This window comes from Pontibacter litorisediminis (assembly GCF_029360645.1).
In the GTDB taxonomy this organism is placed as follows: domain Bacteria; phylum Bacteroidota; class Bacteroidia; order Cytophagales; family Hymenobacteraceae; genus Pontibacter; species Pontibacter litorisediminis.
In genome coordinates, this window is the sequence record NZ_JARDUA010000003.1 from 228730 (window position 1) to 249977 (window position 21248).

At 52.1% G+C, this 21248-nt stretch carries 22 protein-coding genes; 12 read left to right on the forward strand and 10 right to left on the reverse strand.

What is annotated here, in order from left to right:
• Positions 1-5 precede the first annotated feature (5 nt).
• The 11 genes from PXG97_RS10955 to PXG97_RS11005 all read left to right on the forward strand — a co-directional run bounded on the left by PXG97_RS10955 (position 6) and on the right by PXG97_RS11005 (position 11155).
• The gene (locus PXG97_RS10955) at positions 6-797 is read left to right on the forward strand and encodes a DUF2490 domain-containing protein (RefSeq protein ID WP_276497789.1); all 792 of its coding nucleotides are present in this window, start codon (positions 6-8) and stop codon (positions 795-797) included.
• A 149-nt stretch (positions 798-946) separates the two neighbouring features.
• Positions 947-1450: an Hsp20/alpha crystallin family protein gene (locus PXG97_RS10960; protein ID WP_276497790.1), complete on the forward strand. Its 504-nt coding sequence runs from the start codon at positions 947-949 to the stop codon at positions 1448-1450.
• A 178-nt stretch (positions 1451-1628) separates the two neighbouring features.
• A complete protein-coding gene (locus tag PXG97_RS10965; RefSeq protein WP_276497791.1) occupies positions 1629-3122 on the forward strand; it encodes a Do family serine endopeptidase in 1494 nt (497 codons plus the stop codon).
• Between the two features lie 107 nt (positions 3123-3229).
• A complete protein-coding gene (gene amaB, locus PXG97_RS10970; RefSeq protein WP_276497792.1) occupies positions 3230-4807 on the forward strand; it encodes an L-piperidine-6-carboxylate dehydrogenase in 1578 nt (525 codons plus the stop codon).
• 620 nt (positions 4808-5427) lie between these two features.
• Positions 5428-5985, forward strand: coding sequence for an RNA polymerase sigma factor (locus tag PXG97_RS10975; RefSeq protein WP_276497793.1), 558 nt, complete (start codon positions 5428-5430; stop codon positions 5983-5985).
• Between the two features lie 35 nt (positions 5986-6020).
• Complete coding sequence (locus PXG97_RS10980; protein ID WP_276497794.1) at positions 6021-6674, forward strand: hypothetical protein; 654 nt, start codon at positions 6021-6023, stop codon at positions 6672-6674.
• 13 nt (positions 6675-6687) lie between these two features.
• Positions 6688-7860: a DUF4097 family beta strand repeat-containing protein gene (locus tag PXG97_RS10985; protein WP_276497795.1), complete on the forward strand. Its 1173-nt coding sequence runs from the start codon at positions 6688-6690 to the stop codon at positions 7858-7860.
• 111 nt (positions 7861-7971) lie between these two features.
• Positions 7972-8397 (forward strand): RidA family protein, encoded by a 426-nt coding sequence (locus PXG97_RS10990; RefSeq protein WP_276497796.1) that lies wholly within the window; start codon positions 7972-7974, stop codon positions 8395-8397.
• 27 nt (positions 8398-8424) lie between these two features.
• A complete protein-coding gene (locus PXG97_RS10995; protein WP_276497797.1) occupies positions 8425-10239 on the forward strand; it encodes a MutS family DNA mismatch repair protein in 1815 nt (604 codons plus the stop codon).
• Between the two features lie 133 nt (positions 10240-10372).
• Positions 10373-10618: a hypothetical protein gene (locus PXG97_RS11000; protein ID WP_276497798.1), complete on the forward strand. Its 246-nt coding sequence runs from the start codon at positions 10373-10375 to the stop codon at positions 10616-10618.
• 78 nt (positions 10619-10696) lie between these two features.
• Positions 10697-11155, forward strand: coding sequence for a hypothetical protein (locus tag PXG97_RS11005; protein WP_276497799.1), 459 nt, complete (start codon positions 10697-10699; stop codon positions 11153-11155).
• Positions 11156-11245: 90 nt separating this feature from the next.
• On the opposite strand, the gene tsf is transcribed toward PXG97_RS11005, so the two are convergent.
• The 6 genes from tsf to PXG97_RS11035 form a co-directional block, all read right to left on the reverse strand.
• On the reverse strand, positions 11246-12079 hold the full coding sequence (gene tsf, locus PXG97_RS11010; protein ID WP_276497800.1) for a translation elongation factor Ts: 834 nt from the start codon (positions 12077-12079) through the stop codon (positions 11246-11248).
• Positions 12080-12233: 154 nt separating this feature from the next.
• Positions 12234-13001: a 30S ribosomal protein S2 gene (gene rpsB / locus PXG97_RS11015; RefSeq protein WP_276497801.1), complete on the reverse strand. Its 768-nt coding sequence runs from the start codon at positions 12999-13001 to the stop codon at positions 12234-12236.
• A 21-nt stretch (positions 13002-13022) separates the two neighbouring features.
• Entirely contained in the window at positions 13023-13409 is a 387-nt protein-coding gene (gene rpsI / locus PXG97_RS11020) for a 30S ribosomal protein S9 (protein ID WP_276497802.1), read from the reverse strand.
• A 4-nt stretch (positions 13410-13413) separates the two neighbouring features.
• On the reverse strand, positions 13414-13863 hold the full coding sequence (gene rplM / locus PXG97_RS11025; protein ID WP_276497803.1) for a 50S ribosomal protein L13: 450 nt from the start codon (positions 13861-13863) through the stop codon (positions 13414-13416).
• Positions 13864-14120: 257 nt separating this feature from the next.
• Positions 14121-15920, reverse strand: coding sequence for a M56 family metallopeptidase (locus PXG97_RS11030; protein WP_276497804.1), 1800 nt, complete (start codon positions 15918-15920; stop codon positions 14121-14123).
• A 1-nt stretch (position 15921) separates the two neighbouring features.
• On the reverse strand, positions 15922-16287 hold the full coding sequence (locus PXG97_RS11035) for a BlaI/MecI/CopY family transcriptional regulator (protein ID WP_276497805.1): 366 nt from the start codon (positions 16285-16287) through the stop codon (positions 15922-15924).
• Positions 16288-16471: 184 nt separating this feature from the next.
• Between PXG97_RS11035 and PXG97_RS11040 the strand changes: the two genes are divergently transcribed.
• Positions 16472-17452, forward strand: coding sequence for an NAD(P)H-quinone oxidoreductase (locus tag PXG97_RS11040; protein ID WP_276497806.1), 981 nt, complete (start codon positions 16472-16474; stop codon positions 17450-17452).
• A gap of 82 nt (positions 17453-17534) precedes the next feature.
• Here PXG97_RS11040 and PXG97_RS11045 read toward each other — a convergent pair whose 3' ends face one another.
• The 4 genes from PXG97_RS11045 to PXG97_RS11060 all read right to left on the reverse strand — a co-directional run bounded on the left by PXG97_RS11045 (position 17535) and on the right by PXG97_RS11060 (position 21218).
• The gene (locus PXG97_RS11045; protein ID WP_276497807.1) at positions 17535-18245 is read right to left on the reverse strand and encodes an RluA family pseudouridine synthase; all 711 of its coding nucleotides are present in this window, start codon (positions 18243-18245) and stop codon (positions 17535-17537) included.
• Positions 18246-18467: 222 nt separating this feature from the next.
• Entirely contained in the window at positions 18468-19496 is a 1029-nt protein-coding gene (locus PXG97_RS11050) for a sensor histidine kinase (protein ID WP_276497808.1), read from the reverse strand.
• A gap of 3 nt (positions 19497-19499) precedes the next feature.
• Positions 19500-20189 carry a response regulator transcription factor gene (locus tag PXG97_RS11055; RefSeq protein WP_276497809.1) on the reverse strand — a complete coding sequence of 230 codons (690 nt, stop codon included), beginning with the start codon at positions 20187-20189 and terminating at the stop codon, positions 19500-19502.
• 216 nt (positions 20190-20405) lie between these two features.
• Positions 20406-21218 (reverse strand): DUF3108 domain-containing protein, encoded by an 813-nt coding sequence (locus PXG97_RS11060; RefSeq protein ID WP_276497810.1) that lies wholly within the window; start codon positions 21216-21218, stop codon positions 20406-20408.
• Positions 21219-21248: the final 30 nt, after the last annotated feature.

Consider the following 21248-nt stretch of genomic DNA (forward strand, 5'->3'; position numbering starts at 1 on the left):
GGAATATGAAAAAGCTATACTTTATACTGTTGCTGCTGCCCATGCTGGCACAGGCACAAAGCAAAATTACGGCCCCCGCCACCATCTGGCCAGAGCTGCAGGTAAGTGCAGAGGTGGGCGAAGAAGGCGTGCTGTTTCTGCGCAATGGCTACCGCATTAACACCGACAGCGATTTTAACGACCTGAAGGAGTCAGGGTTCCTGAGCAATTTTGAGCGCGTGGAGCTAAGCCTGGGCTATGAGCACACGCTGTCAGACCATTGGCGCGGCGGGGCCATGTTGCGCTATGCCGCCGAGAATTACCCCAAGACCATGTTCTATGGCTTGTTTCTGCGCCACAGCGGCGAGGTAAAAGGGTTATACTTTAACAAGCAGCTACTGGCTGAGTATGTAGATCAGGAAAACTATGATGCCTTCGGCCGCTTCAGGTTGTCGGCGGAGTTAGGCAAGCGCCTGCCGCTGGGAGGCAGGTTCATCACCCCAAGTATAAACTACGAGGCCATGCTTCGCTCCAACCTGGGCAAAGAGTACGATGGACGCCAGCAGGAGCGCAACATAGACCGCACCCGCTTGCGCCTGAGCCTGAACTATGAGCTGACGGAGAAGCTGCGTATTAACCCGTACTTTATGCGGCAAACCGATTATTACTATGTGCTTGTTCCGCCCGTGTACAACGAACAGGGGCAGTTGCAGCAGGATGGCTATACCGCCAAGCGGAACCGTATTACACCGGTGATAGGGTTGGAGCTGAAGTATAGCTTCGGCGCCTCCCCAGGCACTGCCAGTATTTCCTACTAACGCAATTATAACTGTAATTTAGTCAGCCTGTTACCATTTTTTGTGTTTCTTGTAATGACATTATTTCATGTTTTTGCATGATAATTCTGTTGGTATGGTTTTTATTCTAGCATAGCTGAAAACGAACGAAACAAAAAAAGGAGGTAAACATGGCACTTACAAGATATAATGGCATGCAGGAGAACATGCCGAACACATTCAGCGCAATGCTGGACCGTTTCTTTAACGAGTCTGTGAACTCGAGAGGTCTATCGGGCTTTACACCCCATGTGGATGCCTGTGAGACAGACCGCGGCTATGAGGTTGAGGTGGCCCTGCCCGGCGTGAAAAAGGAAGACATCTCTATTGATTTTCAGGAGGGAAAGCTAACCATTACTGGCGAGCGCAGGCTAGAGAAGAAGGAGGAAGGCCGCCGCTACCACATGTTGGAAACCCAATACGGTTCCTTCAGCAGATCCTTCTACCTGCCTGACAATGTGAACCCAGACAAGATCACGGCCGAGTTTGTGGACGGTATCCTGTTGGTGAACGTGCCCAAGGATGAGAAGAAAACGATGAAACGCCAGATCAACATCTCAGCCGGAGACACCAAAGAGGTGAAAGGCGAGAAGAAAAGGGAAAAGTCGCTAACAGAGAACGGCGAAGCAAAATAAGCAGCGCGAGCAAAGTTTAAGAGAGGCCAGCAAAATTGGCCTCTTTTTTGTTTATTAGGAGATGTAAGTAAAATAACTACCGGGTAGCGGTATACTACCGTATACCATGATAGCGTTCATACTTAAGTAGATATAATTAATACAAGATATTATATATAGTAAATTTCAAGATCATAACATGAAGACGAAACAGTTTATACTTGGCGTTGCGCTCTCGGCTGTGGTAGGCGGTGGTGTGGCTGTGGGTAGCTACAAACTGCTGGAGGATGAGAATAATGTAGTTCAAACAGAGCAGCAGTATCCGACGGTACGCTACACCAGCGATATGCGCAGCAGCAATGTTGTAGTGCCCGAAGGGCTTAACTTTATAAAGGCCGCCCAGGTGTCCACGCCTGCCGTGGTGCACGTGATGACAGAGTACAGCGTACGCTCCTCGGAGCGCTACAGCAGCCCGATGGACCCGTTCCTGCGCGAGTTCTTCGGCGACGGTTTTGGCCAAAGCGTGCCACGGGGCCCGCAGATGGGCTCCGGTTCAGGAGTCATCGTTGCATCAAACGGCTACATCGTGACCAATAACCACGTGATTGACAGGGCCGATAAAATTGAGGTGGTGCTGGACGACAAGCGTAAGTTCGAGGCCACGCTGGTAGGAACCGACCCCACCACAGACATAGCCCTGCTGAAGATCAATTCCGATAACCTGCCAACTGTCCGCTACGGCAACTCCGATGATTTGCAGGTGGGCGAGTGGGTATTGGCCGTGGGTAACCCCATGAACCTGACTTCTACTGTTACTGCCGGTATTGTGAGTGCCAAGGGCCGTAACATCAATATTCTGCGCACCAGCGCTACACAAGACATGAGCATCGAGTCTTTTATCCAGACAGATGCTGCGGTAAACCCTGGTAACTCGGGGGGAGCCCTGGTAAACCTGAACGGTGACCTGGTGGGCATAAACACCGCTATTGCCTCACAAACAGGCTCCTTTGCCGGTTATTCCTTCGCCGTTCCGTCAGCTATCGTGAGCAAGGTGGTGGATGACCTGCTGAAGTATGGCGAGGTGCAGCGTGCTCTGCTTGGGGCCTCTATCCAGGAAATTGACGCCTCGTTTGCAAAAGAAAAGGGTCTGAAGACGCTGGATGGTGTATACATCGCCGGTGTACAAGAGCGTAGTGGCGCTGAGGAAGCTGGCCTGAAAGCCGGTGACGTGATTACGGCCGTAAACGATGTGAAGGTAGCCAAGTCGTCGCAGTTGCTGGAGCAGATTGCCCGCTACCGCCCTGGCGACAAAGTGAAAGTGGCCTATATCCGTGACGGAAAGAACAAGACCGCAAACGTGACGCTGAGGAACCTGAACAACAGCACAGAACTGGTGAAACGCAGCAATGCGAAGGCCGTGACGTTTGACGGAGCCACCTTTGAGCCGGTAAGCCGCCAGGAAATGAGCAAGCTGGGCATTACGGGCGGTGCCAAGATCAAGGATGTAGGCGACAGCAAGTTCCGTGACACGGGCATGAAGGATGGCTTTATCATCACCCGTATCGACCGGTATGAGGTAAATGAGCCAGCCGACGTGGAGAAACACCTGAAGAACTTCGACGGTGGTGTGGTATACATCGAAGGGGTGTACCCAGACGGCCTGAAAGCTTACTACCCTATCGGCAAAGGTTAAGAAACCTGCATGATACCTAACAGAAAGCTTCTGCAGCCTTGCAGAAGCTTTTTTATTTTTTAGCTTTGTATAAGAGCCTGTTAAACGAAATTAAAAGAGATAAAACCATGAAACAGACAGTAGATACCCTGCCGCTGGTGAAGGAGATTGCCGACGTGCTGCAGCAGTTAGGTATAAAGGAGGTTAACCCTGCCTATAGCACAGGCCTTGCCTGGGGTGGCCACGAAAACCGCGCTACCCGTACCATCATCTCGCCTGCCGACGGCAACACTATTGCCACCGTGAACATGGCTACAGCCGAGGACTATGATAAGGTGGTAACCACAGCGCAGGAGGCTTTTCAAGTATGGCGCAAGACGCCAGCCCCAAAGCGTGGCGAGGTGGTGCGCCAGATAGGCGATAAGCTGCGCCAGCACAAGGAGGCGCTGGGCAAGCTGGTAAGCTACGAAATGGGCAAGATCTACCAGGAGGGCCTGGGCGAGGTGCAGGAGATGATCGACATCTGCGACTTTGCCGTTGGCCTGTCGCGCCAGCTGCATGGCTTTACCATGCACTCGGAGCGCCCGCTACACCGCATGTATGAACAATACCATCCGCTGGGCATTGTGGGGGTTATCTCTGCCTTTAACTTTCCGGTGGCGGTTTGGAGCTGGAATGCAATGTTGGCCGCTGTGTGCGGCGACGTGATCATCTGGAAACCGTCAGAGAAAACACCGCTTACCGGGGTGGCCTGTCAGCACATCATCCGTGAGGTGCTAGCCGAGAACGAGCTGCCGGAGGGCATCTTTAACCTGATCATCGGGGATGCGGAGATCGGCAGCCTGATGAGCCACGACAAGCGTGTGCCGCTGGTGTCTGCCACAGGCTCTACGCGCATGGGTAAGAAAGTAGGCGAGGCGGTAGGTGCCCGTTTAGGTAAATCGCTGCTGGAGCTGGGCGGTAACAACGCTATCATACTTACCGAGAGTGCCGACATGGAAATGGCCTTGCGCGCCATTGTATTCGGTGCCGTGGGTACTTGCGGCCAGCGCTGTACCTCCACCCGTCGCCTCATCATCCACGAGAACATCTATGAGCAGGTAAAAGAGCGCGTGCTGAAAGTATACCCGAACCTGCCGATCGGCCACCCGCTGGACAGTACCACCCTGGTGGGCCCGCTGATTGATAAGGATGCGGTAAATGCCTTTGCCAATGCGCTGGAGAAAGTGCAGCAGGAGGGAGGCACGCTGCTGACGGGCGGTGAGGTGCTGAGCGGCGATGGCTTTGAGACCGGCACCTACGTGAAGCCAGCCATCGTGGAGGCCGAGAACCACTACGAGATGGTGCAGGAAGAAACGTTTGCGCCAATCCTATACCTGATCAAGTATAGCGGAGAGGTGGAGAATGCCATTGAAATCCAGAACGGCGTGCGCCAGGGCCTGTCTTCGGCTATCTTCTCTACCAACCTGCTGGAGACGGAGGCCTTCCTGGGCCATTGGGGTTCGGATTGCGGTATTGCCAACGTGAACATCGGTACATCCGGTGCCGAGATCGGCGGTGCCTTCGGTGGCGAGAAAGAAACAGGCGGCGGCCGTGAGTCTGGTTCCGATGCCTGGAAAGTATACATGCGCCGCCAAACCAACACCATTAACTACAGCCGCGAGCTACCGCTGGCTCAGGGCATCAAGTTCGATATCATGGACTAAAGCAAGGCTACCACCCTCGCAGCTCCTGCGAGGGTTTTGTAAGCCATATCATATAAAAGCGCCGGCTCCACCAAGGGCCGGCGTTTTTTATGGAGGCCTGTGCATAAAGGAGGCCTGTGTAAGGCTTGCCTGCTAAACCACATTTCTTACGCACTTAGGCTTCCGTGGCCTTGCCGGCTATACATGTCTTTCTCAAATTCACCCTTTCCCATACTTGCTTTACCCATCCTTGCGCTTTACCACTTTCTGCTTTACCAAGACGAGCGCCTACTTATCCACAATTGTGCATAAGCTACATGTGGATATGTGGAAAACCCATGTTTATACATGCGGTACTACTGTTCCAGGAGTCGTTACAGGGGCAATCATTTCCTATGTTATTGTATCTTTGGAAGTATAACTTAAAGAGGTATAGGGAGATAACGCGTTTCCTGTTTTTCCACATCAGGCTGTGGAAAGTGTGGAAAAGGCGGGTAAACGAAAATCTGCAGGAAAAATTTTAATATTGGGTGCAACCTTGGGTAAACGGCTGTGTCTTTAGTGCAGAAGTTGAAAGATAGAGGTGCATGAGCATATAGTACACAGGGTGATCGCGACGAAACCGGTTAAGCAGTAAAACTTTGGAAAAACTTGGCTACCAGGATGTAAATCAGGAGGTGGTGCAGCGCTGTAGAGGCGGTGACCATCGGGCGCAGTATGAGCTTTACAAGCTGTACGCCAAGGCCATGTTTAACGTGAGCATGCGCATCACCAACGATTACGCTGAGGCCGAGGATGTGCTGCAGGAGGCCTTTGTGAGTGCCTTCAGGAACCTGCACAGCTACAAAGGCGAGGCAAGCTTCGGCAGCTGGCTGAAGAAGATCGTGGTAAACGCGGCCATAAATGCGGTGCGCAAGCGGCGTGCGGAGCTGGTGCCTATGGACGAGCGCACTGTGGCAAACGTGCCGGATGAAGTAACGGAGGACGATGCGGAGTGGCAGGTAGAGCAAGTGCGACGGGCCATTCAGAAGCTGCCCGACGGTTACCGTGTGGTGCTGAGTTTATACTTGCTGGAAGGATACGACCATGCCGAGATAGGCGAGGTAATGGGTATCTCGGAGTCAACTTCTAAATCGCAGTACAGCAGGGCGCGCAAAAAGCTACTGGAGATAATGAAAGAGCCGCAGTTTGTGGCCTGATACATCAATAAGGAAATATATGAAGGAGCTTTACCATGAAAGATAGATTAGAACGTTTTGTGCAAGACAACCGGGAGGAATTCGATGTGTTCGAGCCCCGACCGGAACTGTGGCAGCAGATATGCCAGGAGCTGCCCAAGAAATCACCCGAGAAAGAGGCCAAGGTTATTAAAGTAAACTTTGGCGAGCGTGCCAGCTTCAGCGCCGACTTCTTCTTCATGCGTGTGGCGGCAGCCATCGTGCTGCTGCTGGGCTGTGGCCTCACCATTTTCCTGATGAAGCAGCAGACCCCTGATACCGCCAACACGCTGGCCTCAGCGCAAAGTATAAACGCCCCTGCCTCTGAGGTGAGCGCAATTGCGCCGGAGCTACCAGAGATCGAGGCTTACTACGCCAGCCAGATAAAAGCGAAGAAATCAGAGCTGAGCGAGTACGACCTGATGGTGCTGGGGCTGGACGAGCACCAGTTGATAGACAAAGAACTGGCCCGCCTCGACAGCAGCTACGTGCAACTCAAAAAGCAACTCTATACCTCCCCCAACACCAACGAAATAGTAGGTGCCCTGATCCAGAACCTGCAGCTACGCATCAGGGTGCTGAACCGTCAATTGGAAGTGCTTCAGCGTCTGGAGCCAACAAAGCAAAAATCTACTCAAGAACCACAAAAAGATGAAACCTCAAATGTATAACGCTCTACGCCTAATGTTGGGACTGGTACTGGCCCCAATGCTGGCAATAAGCCAGGCAAGAACCCCGGCACCCTGCCCAGATGTAAAGATCGACCTTTCAGGGCTGCGTGTATTGGAAGAAATGGACTTTGAAAGTATGGCCGAGCTGCGGGAGCTGAAGAGCCTGGCTGTGCTGGAAGACCTGAAAGGTTTGAAGGATCTGGCAGGTCTGGGGGACTTGGCAGAGCTGCGCCACCTGGCCGTGATTGGCCAGACAGGCCCCGGGCAAACCGGAAACCTTGAAACTACGGAAGCCATGTTTGATGCCGAGAAACGCAAAACCGTCGACAAAACCTTTAAGGTGAGCAGCAAGGATGCCCTGAACATTGAAAACCAGTGGGGCAAGGTGCACGTGAATACCTGGGACAAGAGCGAGATCCGGGTAAAGGTTGACGTGATTGCCCGTGCCGCTACCGACGAGAGAGCCCAAATGATGCTGGACAATATCAGCATCGTGGAAAGCCGTGAGGGCAACGTCCACTCTTTCCGGACTAAAAAGGAGCCGATGCGCATTAACGGAAACAACAGCAACAGAAGTTTGGAGATTAACTATACCATATACATGCCTGCCGCAAACGCTATCGCCGTTAAAAACAGCTTCGGCGATGTGTACATGGCCTCTATGAAAGGGAAAGTGGATATCGATGTGAAGTATGGGGCCCTGAAGTGTGAGCGCCTTGCCAACGCTGGCAATACCGTGAAAATTACCTACGGCTCCGGTAACTGTGCCTATATCAACGGCGGAAACATCAGCGCGGCCTATGCCGACATGAAAGTAGAGGAGGCTGGTGGTTTGCAGGGCTCCTCGAGCTACAGTGACTTTAGCGTCGGAAGCTTACAGGAGGCCATGGAGATGGAGCTGAAGTATGGCTCCTTCCGGGTAGACAATATCAGCAACAACATCCGTAAAATCTCGCTAGACAGCGGCTTTACCCCCATTAGCCTTAACTTCGCTGATAACGCGGCCTTCAACTTCGACGTGAACGTGAAGTTCGGTAACTTTAACGTGGATAAGTCGTTCGTTACTATAACATCGCTCGAAAAAGACTATACCTCAGCCGCTTACAAAGGCAAGTTTGGCAGTGCCTCGCCGAAGGCGGTGGTGAACATTAGCTCCAGGTATGGCGACGTAAAATTTACGAAGTAACTAAATGCTGTAAAAATAGTTTGTTTAAGGTGAAGGAAGAGCTGGCAACTGCCGGCTCTTCCTGTTTTCAGGCGTACCAGAGAATCAGGCTTTATTTATGTATATTTGGCTATGGCAAAAAACAAAGAACTACTAAACTCGAGCAAGGCGCCGGAGCCGGTGGGGCTGTACCCCCATGCGCGGCGAGTGGGCAACCTGCTGTTTTTGTCGGGGGTGGGGCCACGGGAGCGGGGCACTAAAAAGATACCGGGCGTAGAGCTGGACGAACAGGGCAACATCCTTAGCTACGACATCGAGGCGCAGTGCCACTCCGTGTTCCGGAACGTGCGTGCAATCCTGGAGGACGCTGGCTCCAGCTGGGACAGCCTGGTGGACGTGACCGTGTTCCTGACAAACATGAAGGATGATTTTGCCACCTACAACCGTTTGTATGCGGAGTACTTTCAGGATAACCAGCCATGCCGTACCACTGTGGAGGTAAACAGCCTGCCCACCCCCATCGCGATTGAGCTGAAGTGCATCGCCATGATTGACTAAAAGTACACGAAGCGAAAACATTAGATTGTGAGCGAAAGCAGAGAAAGTTTATACTTAGGCAGGGCCTCCCGCTTTGCCGAGCAGGAGAAAAAAGCCACCTCTACCTCTAGTGCCGTTTCCTGGTTGCGGGTGGGTGTGTTTGTTGCCGGTGCGGCGGTGGCCTACTATTTTTTTAGAGCAGGCAATACTACCGCGGGTGCTGTGGCCATTCTTGGTTTTTATGCCCTGTTTGTAGGGGTGATGCGCTGGCACAGCCGCCTTAACTTCCGCTACCAGCAGCTGCGCCTGCTGCGGCAGGTTAACGAGCAGGAGGTGGAGCGGCTGCAGGGCAAGCTGAAGTCCTTCGACGGAGGCCAGGAGTTTGTGGATGATCACCACCCCTATACTTCCGACCTCGACATTTTCGGGCATAACTCACTGTTCCAGCTGCTAAACCGCTCTGTTACCAGCATTGGCAAGTATAAGCTGGCCATGTGGCTGCGCAGGGCCGCCGCGCCGCAGCAGGTGCTGCAGCGGCAGGAGGCAGTGGCCGAACTGGCCTCTGCTAAGAACCTGGACTGGCTACAGGAACTGGTGGCGCTGCCCATGCACTATAAACACGATGCCGAGTCGGCGGCGGGTTTTATACAATGGTTTAGGGATAAGGCTTTTTTCAGGCAGCATGGTTGGCTAAAGCCGCTGCTGTTTGTGCTGCCTATACTTACGCTAGCGTCTATGGGTGCCTGGTTCTATGGCCTTAGCGGCTGGGTTGTGGTTGGTTTGCTGGCGGTGCAGTACCTGCTGGCGCATCGGTTCACCCTGGCGCGCGACGAGTACTACGATAAGAGTATCGGCATTTACGAGGCCATGCGCAGCTACACCAGGCAGCTGCAGCACATAGAGCAGCACCAGTTTGATCAGCCCTTGCTTCAGGAACTGCACCAGGGGCTGATGAAATCCGGCACCAGGTCCTCTGTAAGTATAGGCAAGCTGGCCAACATCATCGACTTCTTCTCCTATCGTCTCAGCACCCTCATGGCTTTTTTCCTGAACGCTACGCTGATGTGGGACTTTGTGTGGATGTACCGCCTGGAGCGCTGGAAGGAGCAGCACCTGCAGCAGCTGGAGCATAGCCTGGAGGTGCTGGCCGAGTTTGAGGCGCTGGCAAGTATAGCGGCCTTTCAGCACGCACACCCGCATTTTGCGGTGCCACAGCTTAGCCGAGTGCCGTTCTTGTACCAGGCTACGCAGCTGGCGCACCCGCTCATTTTCTCGGTTAAACCCGTTGCCAATGACTTTGAGATGCAGGGGGCAGGCCATACTATTGTGATCACAGGCTCTAACATGTCGGGCAAGACTACGTTTCTGCGCACGGTGGGTATCAATATGGTGCTGGCGCTGATGGGAGCCCCGGTATGTGCCCGAAGCATGGCGGTCACTCCTGCACAAGTATACACGGCCATGCGCACAGCCGACAACCTGGCGGAGAACACCTCTTCGTTTTATGCCGAGCTGAAGCGCCTGCGCATGCTGCTGGAGCTGACGGAGCAGGGGCAGACCGTGTTCTACCTCCTCGACGAGATACTGAAAGGTACCAACTCCCGCGACCGTCACCTGGGCGCCATGTCGCTGATACGGCAGCTGCACAAGCGCAACGCCTCCGGCCTCATCTCCACCCACGATCTGGAGTTGGGCGCCATGGAACAGGAACTGCCGGGCAGCGTAGAAAACTACAGCTTTAACAGCGATATCATTGGCAACGAGATCAACTTCGATTACAAGCTTACCCCTGGCCTCTGCCGCAGCTTTAACGCCAGCAAGCTCATGCAGCTAATGGGGATTGAGATAGAGGAAGAAGCCTGATAGTTCGACAAAGGAATTTTAGACAAAGAACAGAAGACTACACTGCAAATCCCCATACTTGGAGGGGCAGGAGTGGCTTTATATTTGTCCCTCTTACATACTTCATTACATTAACCACTTAGCATTATAAACTATGAGAGTAGTAGCCGACATACCAAACCCGCACGTGAAGATCACGCTGCACTCCTACAATGGCAAGTATATCCTAAAACTGGAGAAAGCTAACCTGGAGCAGATCTATAAAATAGAGGAAACCGAGGTAATGGGAGACGAAGGCGTAAAAGCCCTGATCGATGAGGAGTTTATCGAGGGAGTCCTCAACCGATTCCAGGACATGCGCGATGTGTTTGTGAGCACGGTGAGGCGGAATAACGGATAGCTATTTTCTAATCTGGGTGCAACGGGAGGCAGGCAAATAGGGTCAGGTAAGTATAAACGCCTCATACTCATAACGAAGATGAAAAGATTCTTTATAATTCCTCTGCTGGGCCTTGCGTTACTATCCTGTAATAAAACGGAGGCACCTGTCTTGGCACAAAAGGATGAAAGCCAGCATATCCTAAAGGATATGACTGAATCCCAGAAGTGGCAACTTGTAAGGATGACGGGGCAAATCCCGAACGCGGAGCTAACAGGTGATAAGATGGCGTGGCAGGAGTATTACCTCCTAAATCCTGATGGCAGTTTCACAAAGGTTAGGCAGCAAGGAGGAGTATCAACATCAGCTTCTGGCACATACACTTATCATAGTTCTTCAGACGAGAAATACCTGGAGCTCTCATATGCTGCACCCAGTGCTATTATAGGCACCTGCACTTCTGACTCCAAGGAGAGGTTGACCCTTATTAAGGATAGGCTTCAGAGTTCATGGCAGGCATGTGATGGCCCTGGCTTGGAGTACAAGAAAGTAGATTAACAGGCTTCTTATTTGCCCCGGGAGTCCGACTGCCATAAAACAAAAAAGCCCACCTTTCGGCGGGCTTTTTCTTTATCATTTCAGCTGAAATTAACCGATAGCTACACGCTTGAACTCGGTTACTGTCATGCCTTTGTTTGTGTTGTCAAGCAGCTTGGCTACAGAAACAGAAGGGTCTTTCACGAAGTCCTGGTTCAACAGCGTGTTGTCTTTGTAGAACTTGTTCAGCTTGCCCATCGCGATTTTCTCCAGCATAGCCTCTGGCTTGCCTTCGGCACGCGCCTGCTCTTTACCAACCTCTATCTCACGCTCAACAGTAGCAGAGTCAACGCCGTCTTTGTCAACCGCGATTGGCTTCATGGCAGCAATCTGCATCGCTACGTCTTTACCAACTTCAGTAACGTCAGTACCGCCCGTGTTAGTCAGACCAACTAATACACCTAATTTGCCATTAGAGTGGTTATAGTTTACAACCTTCTCAGCAGTTACGTTTTCGTAAGAGATAACGTCGATCTTCTCACCGATTTTACCCATCAGGTCAGTGATGTGGTCCTGCAGCGAGCGGCCATCCGCCTGAGGAGCAGCAAGCAGCTCTTCTTTAGTAGCAGCGTTAGAAGAAACAGCAGTCTCCATGGCAGCTTTCGCCAGGTTCTGGAAGTCTTCTACTTTAGATACCGGCTCAGTTTCGCAAGCCAGGGCAATTACTTTACCGTTTTTGCCGTCTTCGCTTACGTGTGTCAGCACGATACCCTCAGAGGTAGCGTTGTCAGCACGCTTGCTGGCAATTTTCTGGCCTTGCTTACGCAGAATATCTTTAGCTGCCTCAAAGTCGCCGTTAGCTTCAGTAAGCGCCTTCTTGCAGTCCATCATACCGGCTCCGGTTTCCTGGCGGAGTTTGTTAACGTCTTGTGCTGTAATAGCCATCTGTTTATAATTAAGAATTATGAATTATAAATTACGAGTTCTTTTTGTGGGGCTGAAGGGGTGCTTCAGCTTCCTAAATCCCCTAAAACAAACTGAACATTGAAGCGCGATTTGCCCAATGTTCAGTTTGATAGGATGCAATATGAATTAGGTCTTATTGCTCGTCAGCTTCCTGCTTCGCCTTGATACCTTCTTCTTCAGAACGCTTACGCTCAGTCTCTTCTTTGTCCACTTTGCGCTCAGACAGACCTTCTTCGATAGCCTTGCCGATGATCGATACGATCAGGGCCACAGACTTAGAAGCGTCGTCGTTTGCAGGGATTGGGAAGTCTACCAGCTCTGGGTTAGAGTTTGTATCGCATACCGCGAATACTGGCAGGTTCAGTTTCTGAGCTTCTTTAACCGCGATGTGCTCACGCTTTACGTCTACTACGAACAGAGCGGCTGGCAGGCGAGACAGGTCGGCGATACCACCCAGTACACGATCCAGTTTCTCACGCTCGCGAGACAGCATCAGCTTCTCACGCTTGGCCAGTGCCTTAGACTGCTCTGGGTCTTTCATCATCTTGTCGATGGTAGACATTTTCTTCAGAGACTTACGCACTGTAGCGAAGTTTGTCAGCATACCACCCAGCCAACGCTCAGTCACGTAAGGCATCTTCAGGCGACGAGCCTCTTCTGCCACGATCTCTTGTGCTTGCTTCTTGGTAGCTACGAATAAAATCTTACGACCAGACTTTGCGATGTTCTTGATAGCGGCCGTAGCCTCATCCAGCGCAACCAAAGTTTTGTTCAGGTCAATGATGTGGATACCGTTTTTCTCCATGAAAATGTATGGAGCCATTTTCGGATCCCACTTGCGGGTAAGGTGACCGAAGTGAACACCTGCCTCAAGTAATTCTTTATAATTAGTACTTGCCATGTTGTTGATACACCTTTAATATTAACGTTTGCTGAACTGGAATGAACGACGAGCTTTGCGCTTACCGAACTTCTTACGCTCTACCATGCGTGGGTCACGCGTGATGAAGCCCTCTTTCTTCAGGGCTGGCTTGGTCTCGGCGTTTTCTACTACCAGTGCTTTAGAGATAGCAAGTCTAAGTGCTTCAGCCTGGCCGCTTACACCACCACCTTTAAGATTGGCTTTCACATCGTACTTGCCAATAGCTTCTAAGGTTCTGAACGGCTGATTCACAATAGTTTGAAGTACTTCGCTAGGGAAGTAGTCCTTGATATCTCTACCGTTAATAGTGATATTCCCTTGCCCGGCCGTCATGTAGATACGAGCCACCGAGGTTTTTCTTCTACCAGATGTATTGATAACTTCCATTAAATTAGATATTGAGGGTTAATTCTTTTGGCTGCTGAGCGGCGAACGGATGCTCGCTTCCTGCAAAAACATGAAGATTTCTAAACAGCTCGCGGCCCAGTCTGTTTTTAGGCAACATGCCACGAACAGCGCGCTCTACAAGCAGCGTAGATGATTTAGCCTTAAGCTCACGTGGAGAAGTCTTCTTCTGACCACCTGGGTAACCAGTGTGTGTCAGGTAGTACTTCTGATCCCACTTACGGCCTGTGAAACGCGTGTCATCAGCGTTGATGATGATCACGTTATCGCCGCAGTCAGCGAAAGGAGTATACGAAGGCTTGTGCTTGCCTTTCAGGATCTTGGCAACCTCAGATGCCACACGACCCAAGCTTCCTTGCCCTGCATCAACAATTACCCAGCCTTTGTTGGCTGTCTTCTTGCTGACAGTAAGGGTCTTATAACTTAAATGATCCATTTTTAGTGGTTGTAAGCGATTTATTTATTTGAATTATGAACTTTCGGTCTCTCGAAAATGGACACAAAGATAGAAGCTATTTATTTGATATGCAATAGATAGTGCGAAATATGCTGGAATACAGGTAAATAGTGTCCGGACCTATGCTTGTTGCTGGCGCTGCAGTTCTTAGGCGCTAGCTTTTGGAGGGGAGGGCGTAGGCATAAAGCATCCCTGCCTGGCAGCTTCATGTTGCCAGGCAGGGATGCTTTCCAGTGCTACTCCTTTGCTTTCACTGGCGGCGGCGGAGGAGGCAGTTGCGGCAGCTGGCCATACTTGGCTTCTGCGGCCGGTATGCTTGGCTTCCCGTTGTAATCATAGGTCTCGGCCTGGCCGTTCTTCAGGAAGAAAACGATGGACTCCAGGTTGTACTCTCTCCTGTTGTTAAACTTCCAACCCACCTTTTCTATACTTGGGTTCCTCTCTAAAAAGGCTTTGTAGTCTGCGGGCCAGTTCGACTTCTCCTTGTAATAAGGCACCTCGTCAAGTATAAAAACATAGGCTTCGTCTACATTCTCCTCTTGCGACGGCGGTGGCGGAGTTCCCGGGCTTGCCGTAGAAAGCCTCTTGCTAAAGGCTTTTACCTGCTGCGAGTCTTTGTTTGCCTTTGTGGTGATAGAAACTAGCCCGTTGGCCGCCTGGCTGCCAAACTCCTTGCGGGCGGCTTCTCCCTTCAGCACATCGACACGATGAATCTGCTTCGGGTCTAACTTTTTAACAGCCTCATCCGATGCCATTTCCCCATCTATGTAATACACCGGTGATTCCGGGAGGCTTACGCTTGCTTCAGCTTCTTTCCGAGCAGGGGGAGGTGGGGCTGGCAAGTCCTCGTTTGCCGGTACTGGTGGGGGAGGCGGAGGCAGTTCCGCTGCATCCGGGGCGTCTGGTGCCGGCGGAGGCGGTGGTGGGAGCGCAGGCAAGTTATACTTGCGCTCAAGCTCCGCTACGCTCTTGGCGTCATCCAGGTAGTATACTTCCGTGCCGCCGCCTTTTAGGGTGAGCACTAGCGCATTCCGGCTATCGATCCTTTGGCCGCGCACGTTTTTTACGTTGGCGTTTTGCTTTAACTGTTTTACGAGTTCTTGCGGCAGCCTCAGGTCGCCGTTCTGCTGCAAAGCCTCTGCTTCAGTGTCGGCTGTTGCTCCGGGGGCAGGCGCTGCGCCTCTAAAAGCAAAAAGCAAGGCGGTGGCAAGCGGCAGCACGATCAGCAGCCTAAGCCGGCTGACTTTATGTGTAGGCATTTTGTTCATCATGGCAATTCTTCTTTTTAGAGATGGAAAATTGAATTGATTAGCAATCTGAGGTTGTGTGGCGCCTACAACTTTCAGTAAAAGGTATTGATATTCTTTCCGGTCTATGCCGGCATTCACAACATTTTGGTCGGCAATAAACTCCAGGTTTTCTTTCATGGCTTTTCTCATGAGCCAGGCACCCGGGTTAAACCAGTAAAATACTATGCTTAGTTCTGCCAGCAGCACATCCAGGGTGTGCCAGCCGGTTATGTGGATCAGCTCGTGCCGCAGTATGGACTCCAGCTCTTCCGGCTTGTGCTGTGCCGGGTTCAGGTAGATGGTCTGCCAGAACGAGAAGGCCTGGGTGATGCTTTTCACTTTCCGGAAAGGCACGGCTTTATAAGCAGCGGGCTCCGAGGCGGCATGTATCCGGTAGAGCGACACAAACTGAAGTATAAACCGCACAAGCATCACACTTACCCCAGCCCAAAACGCATACACGGGCAGCTGCCAGTAATCAAAGGCCTCTTGTGTGGGTGCGGCAGCCGGTGTGGCATAGGCCCACGCAGGGATGGTTACCAGGTAAGCCGCCGCCCCATGCTGCTCGCTGGCAAACAGGGCCGAGAGATCGATAAAAGGATACGCGGTAGAGAACACGATGCCGAACACCAGGAACAGGCGGTTGAGGTGGTAGAACGTGAGCCGGCGGAGCGCCACATGGTACGCCAGGTAGAACAGCACCAGCGCCACATTCACTTTTAGCAGGTATAGGAGCAGTTCAGGCATGTTATTCCGATTTTTTGTTCTCTATCATGTCGATAATCTCTTTCAGTTCCTCGGCGCTGATCTTCTGGTCTTTGGCAAAAAAGGCCACCAGTTCCTTGTAGGAGCTCTTGAAGTAATCGCCCACAAAGCTTGTCATGAAGCGCTTCTTATAGTCTTCCTGCTTTATCAGGGGCAGGTAGCGGTACGAGTTACCCAGCTTCTCACCCTGCACATAGCCTTTCTTCTCCAGGTTTTTCACTGTGGAGGCCAGCGTGGTGTAAGGGGGCTTCGGTTCCGGCAGCTTTTCCAGGAATTCCTTGATAAATCCCCCCTCCGTGGCCCAAATCACCTGCATGGCCTCCTCTTCCTGTTGTGTTAGCTTTTCCATAGTGTTACGATGTTTTCGTATAGTTACGAAAGTTTCGTAATAAAGTAAACCGTTCCCTTATTTATTTTTTGAATATTTTTCTGATGCGAACAGAAAGAGACTTGTAGGCGCTCTTTTGTTGGGGAGGAAACCTCCTGGGCAGAGCAGCGTCTAAAGTATAACATCACTAAAAAGGAGCCTTAACATGAAAGCTATACTTGTAAAACAGCCGGGCGGGCCGGAGCAACTTGTACTAGGGGAGCATGAGCAGCCGCTGCCCAGCCCTCATGAACTGCTGGTAAAGGTGCATGCCACTGCCCTTAACCGCGCCGATACGCTGCAGCGGCAGGGGAAATACCCGCCGCCAAAGGGAGCCAGCCCACTGCTGGGGCTGGAAGTGGCCGGAGAGGTAGTGGAGGCAGGTATCAACTGCACCAAGTATAAAAAAGGTGACAAAGTGTTTGGCCTGCTGCCTGGCGGCGGCTACGCCGAGTATGCCGTGATAGACGAAGCCATGGCCATGCCTGTGCCCGATAACTTAAGCATGGAGGAGGCCGCTGGCATTCCTGAGGTGTTCTTAACCGCCTGGCAGGCGCTGGCGTGGCTAGGGAAGCTGCAAGCCGGTGAGCGCGCCCTGATACATGCCGGTGCAAGCGGAGTGGGCACGGCCGCCATACAGTTGGCGCGGGCGCTGAAGGCCGAGGTGCTGGTAACAGCCTCGGAGCAGAAACTGCAGGCCTGCCTGGACTTGGGGGCCCACAGGGCCATCAACTATAAAGAGGTGCCTTTCGAGGATGAGGTGCTGGCGCATACCAACAACGAAGGAGTAGATGTGATTGTGGATTTTATAGCCGGGCCATACTTTAACCAGAACCTCGACTGCCTGCGCCTGGACGGGCGCCTGGTGATACTTGCCAGCCTGGGTGGCGGCAAGGTGCCCGAGGTAGACCTGCGCAAAATACTTACAAAGCGCCTGCAGGTGATCGGCTCCACCCTCCGCTCCCGCTCCAAAGAGTATCAGATTAAACTAACGGAGGATATGAGCCGCTTTGCCCTGCCACTTTTTAGGGAAGGGAAGCTAAAGCCGGTGATAGATTCTGTGTATGATTGGGAAAACGTGGCTGAGGCGCACCGCTACATGGAGCAGAACAGGAATATCGGCAAGATTGTGCTGCGGGTTGGCTGATATCGGATAAAAGACAAAGGACAAAAGAAGCGGCCAGTCCACACTTCCTTTGTCCTTTATCTAAAGATCTTTTGCCAAGATGCTAGTGCGCCCGCAGCTGCTTCACCAGCACGGCGAAGTCTTTTGGATAAGGCGCCTCAATCTTAACCGGCTCTCCGTCCAGCAGCGCGAAGCCAATGTTAAAGGAGTGCAACGCAAAACGCTTGATCAGCGGTAACTCTTCTGTGTCTTTTTTCAGGTTGTAGCCACGCTTCAGGTTGCTCAGGTATACTTGCTCACCGCCATACAGCGCATCGCCTACGATCGGGGCGTTAAGCGAGGCAAGGTGCACCCGTATCTGGTGCAGGCGGCCGGTTACAGGCAGGCACTCCACCAGGGTATGGCGCGCATAATTCTCCAGGGTGGTGAAATAAGTTTCGGCAGGCTTGCCTTTTGGGCTTAGGTGCGCCACACCTTTTGCGTTCGGTAGAATTGCCCTGTTTACCAGCTCATCCTCAAACTTATGCACACCCCACGCCACGGCATGGTATACTTTGTACACCTGGCGGTGCTCGAACTGCATGGACAGGTGGCGGTAAGCCTCCGCGTTTTTGGCAAAAGCCAGGCAGCCCGAGGTGTCTTTGTCCAGGCGGTGGCAGGCCTGCAGGTCCGGGTTGTATTGGCGGGCTATCTTTAGCAGGTTGGTTGTATTCGGCGTACGGTCCTCCAGCGTGGCCAGAAACGGCGGCTTGTTCACCACCACGTAATCCTCGTTCTCAAAAATGATCAGGTCTTCAAAAACCGGGTACTTCATGTGCTGTTATACTTTGTTCAGGCACAGCCATACATTGCGGCCGCGCATCCTGCAAAGATACGGATTATAGTTGTTGGTTGATCGTTATTCGTTATTAGTAGGGGCGCTATGGTTTTGTGATTGGACCAGGCAGCCGGAAACTATAGGCATGCCCGAACTATAGCTATAGGTATGGCAAGTATAGGCTTGCGGCTTTACCATGCCAACAACGAATAACAATACCTACTTCGCCTTCTGTAGCTTGAAACGGAGGGTAGTGCCTTTATCCACCTCGCTCTTTACGGCGATAAAGGAGCGGTGCGCCTCTATGATGTGCTTGCAGATAGAGAGGCCGAGGCCGGTGCTGGTGGTGTCGCGGGAGCGGCTCTTATCGATGCGGTAGAAGCGCTCGAAGATACGGTTGATGTGTTCCTGGGCAATGCCCTTGCCGTCGTCTTTTACGGTGATGGTGTACTTTTTCCTGCCCTCGTCAAACGTGATCCAGATATTGCCTCCTTTGCGGCCATACTTGATGGCGTTATCTATAAGGTTGATGAACACCTGGCGGATACGGTTGGGGTCTGCAAAGAGCATCACAGGCTCGTCAGCCTCTACATGCAGCGTAACCTCATGCCTGGCGGCTTTTTGCTCCAGCTGCTCTGCCACCTCGCGCACCAGCTGGGCCACGTCAAAGTTGCGCTTGGCCATCTTTACCACGCCCTTCTCAAACTGCGAGATACTGATCAGGTCCTGCACCAGCGCATCCAGGCCGTCCAGGCTTCTGGCGGCTTTCTGCAGAAATTTGTCGCGCACGTTGGGGTCATCCATGGCACCGTCCAGCAAGGTATGGATGAAGCCCTGGGCAGCGAAGATCGGTGTCTTCAGCTCGTGCGATACGTCAGCGAGAAACTCGCGGCGCATCATTTGCAGGCGCTTCAGCTCGTCTATCTCCTGCTGCTTGCCCTCTGCTATCAGGTAAATCTCGTCTTTAATCTTCTTAAGCGGATCGGCGATGAAGGTAGAGCGGCTCTCCACCTTCTTAAAGTCCTGCCGCTTTAGCTTCTCCAGGCTGGAGTAGACGTTCTTTACCTCCCGGAACACCAGTGCCTCGTAAGAGAAGTGCACCAGCACAAAGCAGCAGACGAACACAAGAACCAGCGCCACGATAAACCCCTGCGAGGAGAAGGAGCTGGCTAAAGCAAGAAAGGCGGTGAGCACAATTGCTACCGCCAGGGAGGTTAAAAGGGCAAGCGTACGGGAGTTTAAGTTCATCTACTAATCAGTGTTGAACTTGTAGCCAACACCTTTAATGGTTTTAATGTTCTCTTCGCCTACTTTCTCGCGCACCTTGCGCACATGCACATCCACGGTGCGGGCAATCACATATACGTCGTTTCCCCAGATGTTGCTCAGCAGCTCCTCGCGGGTGAAGACCTTATTGGGCGTGGCCGCCAGGAAGGCGAGCAGCTCGAACTCCTTTTTAGGCAGCGTTATTTTCTCTTCGCCCTTGTACACGGCAAAGCTCGAGCGGTCTATCCTCAGGTCGCCGGCCTCTATCACCTTGTCCTGCTCTTCTTGCTGTGCATCCCGGCGGGCAAAGGCGGCCAGGCGGCTTAGCAAAGCACGTGGTTTTATGGGCTTGGTAATAAAATCGTCAGCGCCTGCATCGAAGGCGGCTACCTCTGAGAACTCCTCAGAGCGGGCGGTCAGGAAGATGACGTGCGTGTGGCGGAACTCCTCCTGCTCGCGCAACTGCCGGCAGGCGGCGATGCCGTCCAGTACCGGCATCATCACGTCCATCAGGATGATATCCGGCTTTACATGCCGGGCCACTTCTATGGCTTTTTTCCCATTGTCGGCGGTGCTTACCTCGTACCCTTCGCGGGACAGGTTATACTGCAGCAGCTCCACGATATCCGGATCGTCGTCTACCACAAGAACTTTGTAATGCGATGCTGTTTGCACGGTATAGAGCGTTATGTTTAGCTTTTTATACTACACCTGCGTTTTTGTAACGCTTTGTGTAAAGTTCGGCTGCAACCGTTCTCCCTGTAAAGATACCATACATTATAACATTCTGACGCAGCATAACCAAACCATAATGAAATGTTAACATTTCCCTAACCTGCCGGGTTGGTATGCTATAAAAAAAGGCCAGCTCTTCAGCTGGCCTTCGGCTCTTTATTGCTTTGCAAACAGCAGCTTGTTTTTCAGGTTCTTGTAGTCGTAAAGGTTCACTTTCACGGAGCCAACAAACATCTCGGCCTGTATCAGCACCGGAATCTTGTTCTTATCGTCGGAGAGGTACACGGTAATGGAGTTCTCGCCTTTGAACATTTCGTTCTTGGGCATGCGCGGCACCAGCTTAATGGCTCTAATGTCGCCGGCCTTGGTGCTTACCACCTCACGGCCGCGGTACTCTACCTCCATGTTAAAGTTCTCCTCGTCAAAGAAACCCTGTACATTGGTTTTGTCGCCCACGCGCATCTTATCAAAGTTGATGGTGCGCAGGTAGTAAAAACCGCTCACGATGTCCTGCACGTTCTCGCTTACTTTATAGCTCTTTTTCTCTACCTTCTTCGACTTTTTCTTTTTCTCTACATGCGCCTTGTTGGCGTAGTGGTCAAAGTCCACGGTCTCACGCTTGCGGTAGTTCCCCTCCTCTATGTTGCGGAAAGAGCGCTGGGGCACAATGGCAGCCGTGTCGATGTAGGACTGCCAGGTATCCCTGATCCTGATGAAGAGATCAAAGGAACTGTTCGTCTTTCCGTACACGGTGGCTTTGTAGCAGGCCCGGTCGTTCACGGTATGTATTTCCGGCGATATATCGATTACCGCTTCGGCCGCCGTGATAGGGCCATAGTGCACTTTATACTTGAGCACCTCGCCCGTGCTAAAGCTGTCGTTTGGGTGCTCGCGCATTCTGTCCTTGCTGGCAAAACCAAAAACGACAAGGGAAATAAGTATGAGTACAGGGAAAAACTTCTTCATCATAGTGGCCTTCCTTTAGGTGTTAGTGTCAAT

Excerpts from the sequence above, each read along its gene's own strand:
- PXG97_RS10955 (WP_276497789.1), top strand. The coding sequence starts at position 6 with ATGAAAAAGCTATACTTTATACTGTTGCTGCTGCCCATGCTGGCACAG.
- PXG97_RS10960 (WP_276497790.1), top strand. The coding sequence starts at position 947 with ATGGCACTTACAAGATATAATGGCATGCAGGAGAACATGCCGAACACA.
- PXG97_RS10965 (WP_276497791.1), top strand. The coding sequence starts at position 1,629 with ATGAAGACGAAACAGTTTATACTTGGCGTTGCGCTCTCGGCTGTGGTA.
- amaB (WP_276497792.1), top strand. The coding sequence starts at position 3,230 with ATGAAACAGACAGTAGATACCCTGCCGCTGGTGAAGGAGATTGCCGAC.
- PXG97_RS10980 (WP_276497794.1), top strand. The coding sequence starts at position 6,021 with ATGAAAGATAGATTAGAACGTTTTGTGCAAGACAACCGGGAGGAATTC.
- PXG97_RS10985 (WP_276497795.1), top strand. The coding sequence starts at position 6,688 with ATGTTGGGACTGGTACTGGCCCCAATGCTGGCAATAAGCCAGGCAAGA.
- PXG97_RS10990 (WP_276497796.1), top strand. The coding sequence starts at position 7,972 with ATGGCAAAAAACAAAGAACTACTAAACTCGAGCAAGGCGCCGGAGCCG.
- PXG97_RS11000 (WP_276497798.1), top strand. The coding sequence starts at position 10,373 with ATGAGAGTAGTAGCCGACATACCAAACCCGCACGTGAAGATCACGCTG.
- PXG97_RS11005 (WP_276497799.1), top strand. The coding sequence starts at position 10,697 with ATGAAAAGATTCTTTATAATTCCTCTGCTGGGCCTTGCGTTACTATCC.
- tsf (WP_276497800.1), bottom strand. The coding sequence starts at position 12,079 with ATGGCTATTACAGCACAAGACGTTAACAAACTCCGCCAGGAAACCGGA.
- rpsB (WP_276497801.1), bottom strand. The coding sequence starts at position 13,001 with ATGGCAAGTACTAATTATAAAGAATTACTTGAGGCAGGTGTTCACTTC.
- rpsI (WP_276497802.1), bottom strand. The coding sequence starts at position 13,409 with ATGGAAGTTATCAATACATCTGGTAGAAGAAAAACCTCGGTGGCTCGT.
- rplM (WP_276497803.1), bottom strand. The coding sequence starts at position 13,863 with ATGGATCATTTAAGTTATAAGACCCTTACTGTCAGCAAGAAGACAGCC.
- PXG97_RS11030 (WP_276497804.1), bottom strand. The coding sequence starts at position 15,920 with ATGCCTGAACTGCTCCTATACCTGCTAAAAGTGAATGTGGCGCTGGTG.
- PXG97_RS11035 (WP_276497805.1), bottom strand. The coding sequence starts at position 16,287 with ATGGAAAAGCTAACACAACAGGAAGAGGAGGCCATGCAGGTGATTTGG.
- PXG97_RS11040 (WP_276497806.1), top strand. The coding sequence starts at position 16,472 with ATGAAAGCTATACTTGTAAAACAGCCGGGCGGGCCGGAGCAACTTGTA.
- PXG97_RS11045 (WP_276497807.1), bottom strand. The coding sequence starts at position 18,245 with ATGAAGTACCCGGTTTTTGAAGACCTGATCATTTTTGAGAACGAGGAT.
- PXG97_RS11050 (WP_276497808.1), bottom strand. The coding sequence starts at position 19,496 with ATGAACTTAAACTCCCGTACGCTTGCCCTTTTAACCTCCCTGGCGGTA.
- PXG97_RS11060 (WP_276497810.1), bottom strand. The coding sequence starts at position 21,218 with ATGATGAAGAAGTTTTTCCCTGTACTCATACTTATTTCCCTTGTCGTT.